Annotated in this window: 8 protein-coding genes and 1 pseudogene; 7 read left to right on the plus strand and 2 right to left on the minus strand. The window is 71.0% G+C overall.

What is annotated here, in order from left to right:
* Positions 1 to 219: 219 nt before the first annotated feature.
* From AB0F81_RS47695 to pflA, 3 genes and pseudogenes are all read left to right on the plus strand, one after another.
* Positions 220 to 606 (plus strand): annotated as a pseudogene (locus tag AB0F81_RS47695) (zinc-binding dehydrogenase); the annotation flags it as partial.
* A gap of 129 nt (positions 607 to 735) precedes the next feature.
* A complete protein-coding gene (pflB, locus tag AB0F81_RS47700) occupies positions 736 to 2976 on the plus strand; it encodes a formate C-acetyltransferase (protein WP_360210457.1) in 2241 nt (746 codons plus the stop codon).
* On the plus strand, positions 2976 to 3725 hold the full coding sequence (gene pflA / locus AB0F81_RS47705; protein WP_360210459.1) for a pyruvate formate-lyase-activating protein: 750 nt from the start codon (positions 2976 to 2978) through the stop codon (positions 3723 to 3725). The genes pflB and pflA overlap by 1 nt, the downstream gene beginning before the upstream one ends.
* Positions 3726 to 3732: 7 nt before the next feature.
* On the opposite strand, the gene AB0F81_RS47710 is transcribed toward pflA, so the two are convergent.
* Entirely contained in the window at positions 3733 to 4377 is a 645-nt protein-coding gene (locus tag AB0F81_RS47710; RefSeq protein WP_360210461.1) for a response regulator transcription factor, read from the minus strand.
* 115 nt (positions 4378 to 4492) lie between these two features.
* On the opposite strand from AB0F81_RS47710, the gene AB0F81_RS47715 reads away from it, so the two are divergent.
* From AB0F81_RS47715 to AB0F81_RS47725, 3 genes are all read left to right on the plus strand, one after another.
* Entirely contained in the window at positions 4493 to 6220 is a 1728-nt protein-coding gene (locus AB0F81_RS47715; protein WP_360210463.1) for a GAF domain-containing protein, read from the plus strand.
* Positions 6221 to 6416: 196 nt separating this feature from the next.
* The gene (locus AB0F81_RS47720; protein ID WP_360210471.1) at positions 6417 to 7280 is read left to right on the plus strand and encodes a universal stress protein; all 864 of its coding nucleotides are present in this window, start codon (positions 6417 to 6419) and stop codon (positions 7278 to 7280) included.
* Positions 7277 to 8230, plus strand: a complete 954-nt coding sequence (locus AB0F81_RS47725) for a nitroreductase (protein WP_360210465.1) — start codon at positions 7277 to 7279, stop codon at positions 8228 to 8230. The genes AB0F81_RS47720 and AB0F81_RS47725 overlap by 4 nt, the downstream gene beginning before the upstream one ends.
* A 14-nt stretch (positions 8231 to 8244) precedes the next feature.
* On the opposite strand, the gene AB0F81_RS47730 is transcribed toward AB0F81_RS47725, so the two are convergent.
* The gene (locus AB0F81_RS47730; RefSeq protein ID WP_360210467.1) at positions 8245 to 9576 is read right to left on the minus strand and encodes a wax ester/triacylglycerol synthase domain-containing protein; all 1332 of its coding nucleotides are present in this window, start codon (positions 9574 to 9576) and stop codon (positions 8245 to 8247) included.
* A gap of 167 nt (positions 9577 to 9743) precedes the next feature.
* Between AB0F81_RS47730 and AB0F81_RS47735 the strand changes: the two genes are divergently transcribed.
* A complete protein-coding gene (locus AB0F81_RS47735; RefSeq protein ID WP_360210469.1) occupies positions 9744 to 10718 on the plus strand; it encodes a nitroreductase family protein in 975 nt (324 codons plus the stop codon).
* Positions 10719 to 10803: the final 85 nt, after the last annotated feature.

The following is a 10803-nucleotide window of genomic DNA, read 5'->3' on the forward strand; positions in this document are numbered from 1 at the left end:
GCCTCGTCCCAACCCTGCACCTGCTCAACCGTGACCACGTCCGGGAAACGATCCAGAACTACTCGAAGTAGTGATCCGCCGTAGCAGTACTAGGCGGCGTTCGGCCATTCGGCCGGATCGCCATCATGGAGAGACATCCTGCGTCGCTGCTCGACACGCTGCCCGGCCTGAGCCCGGCGTAGCGGCGTTCGTGCCCATCATCGGCGCAAGCAGCTCGGCGCCGCCCATGTGGTCAATGCGGCCACGACCGACCCGGTTGCGGCGATCGAGGCCCTCGGCGGCGCGGATGTCGCCGTCGTCCTAGCGGCCAACCCGACGGTGATCGAGCAGGCACACGCGTCGCTGCGCCGCGGTGGCCGGCTGATCCTGGTCTCGCTACCCAAGGACAACGCCATGTCCCTGCCGATCTTTCAGACCGTGCTCAAGGGCATCCGGGTGATCGGCTCCATCGTCGGCACGCGCGTGGACCTGGCCGAGGTGTTCCGACTGCACGCCGCCGGCCGCACCCGGGTGTTCTACGAGACCCGCCGCCTCGAGCAGATCAACGACGCCATCGAGGACGTTCTGGCCAGCCGTGTCCCAGCTCGTCTCGTGCTGTTGCCGTAGACCGCACCACAGGGCCGACGAGATCGCGCCCGCACCCGAAGGTCCCGGACGGCCCCGGCCGTCCGGGACCTCCGGCCCTAACCGGCGGGACTGCGCTCGGCAAGGCTGAAGGAAGACGAAGGAGAGGTCATGGCGAACACACAGCACCCGGCCTGGCGTGGCTTCCGCGGCAGCGGATGGCAGCAGGGCATCGACGTCGGCGGGTTCATCCGGGGCAACGTCGACGCGTACGCCGGCGGCCCGGAGTTCCTGACCGGACCGACCCACCGGACCGAGCAGATCTGGCAGCAGCTGAGCCGGATGTTCGCCGAGGAGCGCCGTCGCGGCATCTACGACGTGGACACGCACACCCCGTCGACGATCACCTCGCACGAGCCCGGATACATCGACCGGGACCACGAGCTCATCGTCGGACTGCAGACCAGCGCGCCATTGCGGCGCGCGATCATGCCGGCTGGCGGCCTGCGGATGGTCGAGGCCGGTCTGAAAGCGTACGGGTACGCGCTCGACCCGCCCGTACAGGTGATCTTCTCGACCTACCGCAAGACGCACAACGACGGAGTGTTCGACGCCTACCCGGCCGATGTGAAGGCCGCCCGCCGCTCGCACATCATCACCGGACTGCCGGACGCCTACGGCCGGGGACGGATCATCGGCGACTACCGGCGGGTGGCGCTCTACGGTGTCGACCGGCTGATCGCCGAACGCGAGGCGATCAAGACTTCGCTCGACGGGCGGCTGTCGTCCGAGCCGGTGATCCGCGACCGGGAGGAGCTCGCCGAGCAGATCCGGGCGCTGCGGGAGCTGCGCGCCATGGCCGCCAAGTACGGGTACGACATCTCCGGCCCGGCGGCCACCGCTCACGAGGCGATCCAGTGGCTGTACTTCGCGTACCTGGCCGCCACCAAGGAGCAGAACGGCGCGGCCATGTCACTCGGCCGCACCTCCTCGTTCATCGACATCTACCTGCAGCGCGACCTCGCCGAGGGCACGCTGACCGAGCAGGCCGCCCAGGAACTCGTCGACGACTTCGTGATCAAGCTGCGGATCATCCGGTTCCTGCGCACCCCGGAGTACGACCAGCTGTTCTCCGGCGACCCCACCTGGGTGACCGAGGCGCTCGGCGGGATCGGCGCCGACGGCCGGCCGCTGGTCACCCGCACCAGCTTCCGCTACCTGCAGACCCTCTACAACCTCGGCCCGGCGCCTGAGCCGAACCTGACCGTGCTGTGGTCACCGGCGCTGCCGGACGGCTTCAAACGGTTCTGCGCCCAGGTGTCGATCGACACCAGCGCCATCCAGTACGAGAACGACGACCTGATCCGGCCGGCGTACAGCGACGACACCGCGATCGCCTGCTGCGTCTCGGCGATGCGGGTCGGCAAGGACATGCAGTTCTTCGGCGCCCGCGCCAACATCGCCAAGGCCCTGCTGTACGCGATCAACGGCGGCCGCGACGAGCTGACCGGCGAGCAGATCGCCTCGCCCACCGCGCCGATCACCGACGACGTCCTCGACTACGACACCGTGCTCGCCGCCTACGACCACACCCTGGACTGGCTCGCCGAGACGTACGTGGACGCACTCAACGTCATCCACTACATGCACGACAAGTACGCCTACGAGCGCATCGAGATGGCCCTGCACGACTTCCCGGTGCACCGCTTCCTGGCCACCGGCATCGCCGGCCTCTCGGTCGCCGTGGACAGCCTGTCGGCGATCAGGCACGCCCAGGTGAAGGTGCTGCGCGACGAGAACGGCCTGGCCGTCGACTACGCCGTGGACGGCGACTTCCCGGCGTTCGGCAATAACGACGACCGGGCCGACACGATCGCTGTGGACCTGGTGGAACGGTTCATGGACAAGATCCGGCGACAGCCCACCTACCGCGGTGCCGAGCCGAGCCTGTCGGTGCTGACCATCACCTCGAACGTGGTCTACGGCAAGCACACCGGCAACACCCCCGACGGCCGGCGGACCGGCGAACCGTTCGCGCCCGGAGCCAACCCGATGAACGGCCGGGACAGGCACGGCATGGTCCCCGCCGCCCTGTCGGTGGCCAAGCTGCCGTACCGCAGCGCCCGCGACGGCATCTCGCTGACCATCACGGTGACCCCGGACGGTCTCGGTCACTCCCGCGACGAGCGGATCGCCAACCTCGCCGGGGTGCTGGACGGATACACCGACGGCGGCGGGTTCCACATGAACGTCAACGTGCTGGACCGGGCCACCCTCGAGGACGCCATGGCCCACCCGGAGAACTACCCGCAGCTGACCATCCGGGTCTCCGGCTACGCGGTCAACTTCGTCAAGCTCACCCCCGAGCAGCAACGCGACGTCATCTCCCGAACCTTCCACGGATCGCTGTGATGACCACCGTTGCCGCGGCGGTGACCGGCTCCGTCCACTCCTTCGACATCTCGACCGGAGTGGACGGGCCGGGCACCCGGTTCGTCGCTTTCCTGGCCGGCTGCCCACTGCGCTGCCAGTACTGCCACAGCCCCGACACCCAGTACCGCCGCTACGGCCGACCCACCTCGGTGGACGACCTGATCACCGAGATCCGCCGCTACGAACGCTTCCTCAAGGTCGCCCGCGGCGGCGTCACCGTCAGCGGCGGTGAGCCGCTGCAGCAGGCCGTCTTCACCCGTGAGGTGCTGCGCCGTTGCAAGGAGATGCGGCTGCACACCGCGCTGGACACCAGTGGCTTTCTCGGGGACCGCGCCGACGACGCGTTGCTCGACGCCACCGACCTGGTGCTGCTCGACATCAAGTCCGGCGACCCCGCCACGTACCGAAAGGTGACCCGCACCGGCCGGCTCTCACCCACCGTGCGCTTCGCGCACCGCCTCGCCGACCGCGGCATGCCCATCTGGGTCCGTTTCGTGCTCGTGCCCGGCCTCACCGACGATCCGGCCAACGTGGAGGCCGTCGCCGCGACAGCGGCGGACCTGCCCACCGTCGAGCGCGTCGAGGTGCTGCCGTTCCACCGCCTCGGCGCACCGAAGTATGCCGCTCTCGGCCTGCCTTTGCCGCTGGCGGACACGCCTGCGCCGGATGAGACGCTGCTGCGCCGGGTCCGTGACCAGTTCCGCGGCCACGGACTCGCCGTGTACTGAAGAAGCCTCAGCCGTGCGGGTGCTCGCCGAGCAGCCGGGTGGCGAGCACCGCCGCCTGCGTGCGCCGTTCCAGGCCCAGCTTGGCCAGGAGACTGGAGACATAGTTCTTGACGGTCTTCTCAGCGAGGAACATGCGGCCGGCGATCTCCCGGTTGGTCAGCCCTTCAGCGATGAACTCCAAGATCCTGCGTTCCTGGTCGGTCAGCGACGCCAGTTCCCTCGGCTGCTCCACCCCGTGCCGGATGCGCTCCAGCACCCGCTGCGTGACCGCCGGATCCAGCAGCGACTGGCCGGCCGCGACCCGGCGAACCGCATCGAGCAGATCGTTGCCGCGGATCTGCTTCAGCACGTACCCCGAGGCGCCCGCCATGATGGCGGCGAACAGCGCCTCGTCGTCCTCGTACGAGGTGAGGATCAGCCCCTTGATCGTCGAGTCCACGGCACGCACGTCACGGCACACGTCGATACCGTTGCCGTCGGGCAATCGCGCGTCGAGGATCGCCACATCCGGATGCAGGGCAGGGATACGCGCGGTCGCCTCCCGGGCCAGGCCCGACTCACCGATCACCTCGATGTCGCCCTCGGCCTGCAGTAGGTCGATCAGGCCGCGCCGGACCACCTCGTGGTCATCGAGCAGGAAGACTCGAATCATCTCCCCTTCCTACCCTCTCCGGCCGACGAGTCCTAGGGCCAAAGACCTGAGCTGCAGCGACTTGTCACCGAAGCCATCCGCTCCGCGGCCACGGCCCCGGGCTACCCTGACGGTCATGGTGGAGCGGCACGCTGGAGACGACCGGATCGATCCGCCGTCGTTGGGTCTCAGCCCGCTCTCGCGCGTGCGGCTCGACGAGCTGCTGCAGGAGATGCTGGACCGGGTCGGCGATGTGATGGCCAGCCGGGAGAGACTGCGCTCCCTGCTTGACGCGGTGGTCGGCATCGGCACGGACCTGGACCTGCGCAGCACTCTGCAGCGCATCGTCGAGGCGGCCTGCGCTCTGGCCGGCGCCCGCTACGGCGCCCTGGGCGTGCTCACCGCCGACCGCACCGGCCTCGCCGACTTCATCACCCACGGCATCGACCCCGCAACGCATGCGAAGATCGGCGACCTCCCGCGCGGCCGTGGGGTGCTCGGTCTGCTCATCACCGACCCCAATCCGGTGCGGCTGCCGGACATCACCAGGCACCCCGACTCGTACGGGTTCCCGCCCAATCATCCGCCGATGCACAGCTTCCTCGGTGTCCCGGTACGCACCCGCGACCAGATTTTCGGCAACCTCTACCTGGCCGAGAAGAGGGAAGCCGACGAGTTCACCCAGGACGACGAGGAGATCGTCATCGCGCTCGCCGCCGCTGCCGGTGTGGCGATCGACAATGCCCGGCTCTACGAACTGGCCCAACGCCGGGAACGCTGGCTGGCCGCCACGGCCGAGATCACGAGCGTCCTCGTGGGCACGGTCCGGCGCACCGAGGCCCTACGGCTCATCGCCCGCCGCGCTCGTGAGGTGTCGCGCGCCGAGCTGGTCATGGTGATGCTGTACGACGAGGAGAACGCCCGATACACGATCGACGTCGCCGATGGCGCGGATCCGTCGTCCGGCCGGCTCGTCGGCAAGCTCGTCCCGGTGGAGCCGGCCACCGCCGCCGCGTTCGGGACGGGAAGGTACCGGGCCGTCGAGAACCTCCGCGCCACCGCGGACTGGCCCGGCCCGGTGCCCGACAGCCCGGCGATGGCTGTCCCCCTCGCGGCCGCCGGCACCCTGCACGGCGTGCTCATCGTGACCCAGCCCGCCGGGCAGCCGCCGAGTGACGAGGACGCCGTACAGCTGTCGACCTTCGCCGGGCAGGCGGCGCTGGCCCTCGAGCGGGCACGGGCGCAGGAGGAACGCCAGCAGCTCGCCGTGCTGGAGGACCGCGAGCGCATCGCGCGGGATCTGCACGACGTGGTCATCCAACGGCTGTTCGCGACCGGCATGCACCTGCAGGGCGCCGTGCACCAGGCGGCCAAGGCTGAGGTGGCCAAGCGCATCAACGCCGCCGTCGACGACCTGGACGCCACCATCCGCGACATCCGCCGCTCGATCTTCGAGCTCCGTACCCCGAGCGGACCTGCCACGCTGCGCGCGGAGCTCCACGACACGGTGGAGGGCGTGGCCGAGGCGCTGGGCTTCCGGCCGATCCTGGACACGACCGGGCCGGTGGACAGCGCGATCCCGGACGACATCAAGCCCGAACTGGTCGCGGTGCTGCGTGAGGCGTTGTCGAACGTCGCCCGGCACGCCGAGGCGACGAGCGTCCGGATATCCCTGCGAGCCGCCGCTGGAGAGGCGGTTCTCTGCGTGGAGGACGACGGCATCGGCTTCGACCCGTCCCGCGCCCGCGGCGGCATCGTCAACCTGGGCGAGCGGGCGAGTGACCTGGGCGGGACCTTCGAGGTCGGCCCGCCCTCGGCGGGCACTGGAACGGTGCTGATCTGGCGGGTCCCGATCGACGGCTGAGACGGGACCTTCGGCCCTGAACAGCCGGAGCCGGCAACCGGCACGGTAGTGGGTGACCGACGGAGGTTCCCATGACACCGCTCGAGCAGGGTGCTCGCGCCGCGCAGCGCGAGTTCACCGAGCTGGGCCGCCTCGTCGAGACCGCAGGCGCCGTGACCCGCACGACGTCTTCACCAACGCGAAGTGGGTGACCACCATGGTGGGCTCGATCGCGGTCGGGATCGGCGGCGCCGGCGGATGGCAGGCGCTGGCCTGGGCGGCCGAGGAGGCAGAGCGCACCGGCGCACGACTCGTGCTGCTGCACGTCTGCGTGCCCGGCTCACCGCTGGACCAAGCCACCGGGGAACCGACGCCCGCCGAGGTGGAGCTGATCGATCCGCCGCTCGCCCGGGCGTACGCGCAAACGCAGACGCGCCTCGGCGGCCAGCGGGCCGCCCTGCGAATCCGCAGCGGCGAGCCGTCGGCCCGGCTGGCCGACGCCTCCACCGGCGTCCGCCTGCTGGTCATCGGCGCCGGTGAGAGCGGTCGGACGGTACGCCGGGTGCTGCGGCACGCGCATTGCCCCGTCGTGGTCGTCCGGCCGGATGCTCTCTCGGTCGGGAGCCCGCTGCTGGCGGGTCACGTGGTGATCGGCGTGGACGGAACCGATGCGGGCCGGGCCGCGATGGAGTTCGCCTTCACGTACGCGGCGAAGCACCACTTGCCGCTGGCCGCCGTCCATGTGTCCGAGGCAACCCGGGACGACTACTTCTACGACGACACGACTCTGTCCACGCATTTCACCGTCGAACCTGCTGATCTGGAGCTTCTCGCGGCCGAGACGGAACCTTGGGCGTCGAAGTGCCCTGCTGTGCCGGTCCGGCGAGTGGTGCTGCACGGTTCCGTGGTCGACGCTCTGATCCGTGCTGGCGCCGGTGCTCGGCTGCTGGTCGTCGGCGACAAGCGCCGCGGCGTCATCGGCCGGGCCCGCACCGGCGACGTACCCCTGACCGTGGCGACCGAGGCACCCTGTCCTGTTGCCGTCGTCCCACTCGACCAGCGCGAAGGAGAACCGCTGTGAACAGCTACAACGACGCGGACCTGCGCGCGGCGGCGAGCGCGGGCATCCGCGCGCCCTCGATGCACAACAGCCAGCCGTGGCTGTTCCGGCTGCGCGACGGTGCCGTCGAAATCGTCGCGGATCCTGCTCGGCAGCTGGCCGTCGCGGACCGGTCCGGCTGGGCGGTCCGCCTCGCGTGCGGAGCCGCCACCTACAATGCCCGCCTCGCTCTCGCCATGCGCGGCCGGCCCGCCGAGGTGCGCCTTCGCCCGTCCGCCGCCGAGCCGGAGCTGATCGCCCGGCTCATCCCCGGCGCCGAGCGGCCGTCGACCTACGCCGAGCAGGAGCTCTGCGCCGCCATCCCGCGCCGGCACAGCAACCGGGCGCCGTTCTGGCCCGATCGGGTGCCGGCCGACGCCCGAGTGCGCCTCATCGAGGCAGCGCGCAGCGAAGCCGCCTGGCTCGACCTGCTGGTCGGCATGACCGCCCTGGCCGGCTTCGCCGAGATCGCCGGCAGCGCCGACCGGGTGCTGCGCCGCGACGACCGCTACCAGGCCGAACTGATCGGCTGGATCCACGCTGACGACGCATCCGACGGCATCCCGGTCGGCGCCGGCGCACCGCTGCCCGAACCGCAGGATCTGCTGCCGCAACGGCTCTTCGGCAACCGGCGCCGCGCGCCCGGCCGTGACTACGAGCCCGAGCCGCTGGTCGGCATCCTCGGCGTGCCGGGCGACCTGCCGGTCGACCAGATCACTGCGGGCCAGGCGCTGCAGAAGGTCCTACTGACCGCTACCGCCGCAGGCCTGTCCGCCTCGATGATCTCTCAGCCGATCGAGGTGACCGCCGCCCGCGACCAGCTGCGGCGCTCACTGGGCCGAGCCGGCTACCCGCAGCTGGCCCTGCGCATCGGCTACGGCACGCCCGGGCCGGCCACGCCACGGCGAGATGTCTCCGACGTCCTCGCGTGAGAGCCGACGGACCGTCAGGCCGGCCCTCGGCGAGAGGGTGAAGGTGAGTAGCCCTCCGCCCGGGCGAGGGTTACGAAGGTTCTCCGGACGGCGGCGGCCAGAACGTCGTATTCGGGCACGACCACGGGATCGGCGATCACGCTCACTGTGAGGGCGCCCGCGTAGGACAGCGCCGCGAAGGTGACGCCCGTGTTGCCGGCAGTCGCCACCATCGGCACCAGCTCACCGATCCGGCACCCACCCAGATGCAACGCTTCGGCGGGCCCGCGCACATTGGTCTCGAAGGTGTGCACCAGGCGCTGGTGCTCGATGAACACCCGGAACAGACCGACGCGATGCAGCATGCGGAACACCCCACCGAGCGGCCCGGCCGACGCCGCGCGTACCAGTGACCGCCGCTGCTCGCGCGTGGCGGCGACGATCGCGGCGAGCCGGCTCCCGTCGTCGGCGATGGCCGGCACCGCGATGGGGCGTACGCCAGTGTTGTTGCCCAAGCGATCCGGATCGGCCGACGGGCGGCCGGAGACCGGCACCGAGACGATCAGATGGCCGGGGTGTTCACCGCGAGCTCGCAGGACGTCCAGCAGCCCGCCGGTGACAGCGGCCAAAACCACGTCGTTGACCGTGCCGCCGTGCCGGTGTGCGACGGCTGCCACCTCATCGAGGGCGATCGTGACCGGCGCCAGCGCGCGGCGGCGCGAGGTCGGCCGGACCAGCGAGATGCGCTCGGCCATGCGCGGGCGGACCCGGCCGAGGCCGAGCTCGCGCAAGCCCGCCACCCCGCGGACCAGGTCACCCGGCAGGGATCGCAGGGCGTGGAACCGTTTGCGGGTCGCGTCGGACGCCAACTCCCGCGCGGTCGGCGGCCGCAGCGGGAACGGGCGGCCGGGACCGGCTCCGGGCCACTCGTCCGCAAGGGCAGAGAGGACCGCAAGGCCGCCGAGGCCGTCAGCGACGACGTGGTGCAGGACGACGATCAGCGCGTCGCGGTCCCGGCCGGTCACCAGGGTTGCCCGCCACAGTGGCCGGCGGACGTCGAACGGGCGGCACAGCAGGGACGTGGCCAGGACGAACACATCGTCGCAGGGGCGCTCGATCAGATCGAAGTGCTGGTCCAGGCTGAAGGACGGGTCGTCGACCCACACCGGCCGGCCGCAGGCCGGCGGCGTAGGGCGCAGGGTCTGGCGCAGCCGCGGCACTCGGGGAACCCGATCGTGCAGCAGTCCGAACAGCGCGGCCGGCGCCGATCCGTCGAAAAGGATGACAGCGCCCGTGTTCATCGGCACCGATGCGCGGTCGGCGGCCAGAACAGTCAGGTCCATCGGCCCGACTCGGTCAATCAGCATGTCAGCGCCTCCGATCCCTCCGACCTCCACGTTCGCAAGCCGCGGCGGCCGGCGGCAGGGCCGATGGACCCCTCCCGTCGCATCGATCGGGTCTTACGACTCTGCCTGTGGGCACCGGCTGCCCCTAGCGTGAGCGCATAGGAATCAGGCCATCACGGAGGGTTGCCATGAACGGAACCGCCCTCACCACACCGGAGCTCGTCCGCTGCGTTCGCGCGGCAACCCTGGCGCCCTCCCTGCACAACAGCCAGCCGTGGCGGTTCCGGCTAGCGTTCCAAGCAATCGAGGTGTACGCGGACCGCGACCGGCAGCTCGAGGTGCTCGACCCGGACGGCAGGGAGCTCCTAATCAGCGTCGGCGCGGCGATCTTCACGCTGCGGCTGGCGCTGCGCCGTTCCGGCCGGATCCCCGAGCTGGCGATGCTGCCCGACGCCGATCGCCCCGATCTGGTGGCCGTGGTCCGGCCCGGTCGCCCCGCTGAGCCGTCCGCTGCGGTGCTGGATCTCGCCGACGCGATCGCCCGCCGGCACACCAACCGGCAGCCGTTCCGGCCCGAAGTGGTCCCGGCCGACGTGATCGAGGAGCTGCAGGAGGCGGCCCGCCACGAGGGCGCGGCGCTGGCCATCGCCGGGGCAGCCAGCCGCACCATCATCGCGAGCCTGGGCAGGGAGGCCGAACGGCGCCTGCGCGCCCAGGACGGCTACTACGCGGAGATGAACCGGTGGACCCGCCCCATGGCCCGGCGGCGGGACGGCATCCCGGCCGCCGCATTCGGTCCGTGGGACGCGCTGGAACGGATGCCGATGCGCGACTTCGGGATCGTGCACCCCCAGCGACAGCGCCGAGCCGAGGAGTTCGAGAACTATCCGACCATCGCCGTGCTGAGCACCAGTGGCGACGAGCCCGCCGACTGGGTTCGTGCCGGCCAGGCGCTGCAGCGGGTGCTGCTCAGCGCGACCAGCCGGCACCTGGCGACCACCCCGATCAGCCAGCCGGTGGAGATCCCGTCGATTCGTGAGGTGCTCGCCGACCGGCGCTCCGGCCGATTCGCGCAGCTGGTGATCCGGCTGGGCTACGGACCGCCGGCGCCCGTCACCCCTCGTCGCCCGATCTCCGAGGTTCTCCAGCAGAACACGACCTGACACCGAGGTGATCGGAGCCGGTGCGGGAGTGGAGCGCGCCACGCGGCCGGCGGGCCTGCCACGGTCCGTCCCGGTGCTCCTCGAC

The sequence above is a fragment of the Actinoplanes sp. NPDC024001 genome (genome assembly GCF_040638955.1).
Taxonomy (GTDB): Bacteria; Actinomycetota; Actinomycetes; order Mycobacteriales; family Micromonosporaceae; genus Actinoplanes.

What these genes read in the sequence shown, in the direction of transcription:
- AB0F81_RS47735 (WP_360210469.1), top strand. Translation starts at nt 9,744, where the DNA reads ATGAACGGAACCGCCCTCACCACACCGGAGCTCGTCCGCTGCGTTCGC.
- AB0F81_RS47730 (WP_360210467.1), bottom strand. Translation starts at nt 9,576, where the DNA reads ATGCTGATTGACCGAGTCGGGCCGATGGACCTGACTGTTCTGGCCGCC.
- pflA (WP_360210459.1), top strand. Translation starts at nt 2,976, where the DNA reads ATGACCACCGTTGCCGCGGCGGTGACCGGCTCCGTCCACTCCTTCGAC.
- AB0F81_RS47715 (WP_360210463.1), top strand. Translation starts at nt 4,493, where the DNA reads ATGGTGGAGCGGCACGCTGGAGACGACCGGATCGATCCGCCGTCGTTG.
- AB0F81_RS47720 (WP_360210471.1), top strand. Translation starts at nt 6,417, where the DNA reads ATGGTGGGCTCGATCGCGGTCGGGATCGGCGGCGCCGGCGGATGGCAG.
- AB0F81_RS47710 (WP_360210461.1), bottom strand. Translation starts at nt 4,377, where the DNA reads ATGATTCGAGTCTTCCTGCTCGATGACCACGAGGTGGTCCGGCGCGGC.
- pflB (WP_360210457.1), top strand. Translation starts at nt 736, where the DNA reads ATGGCGAACACACAGCACCCGGCCTGGCGTGGCTTCCGCGGCAGCGGA.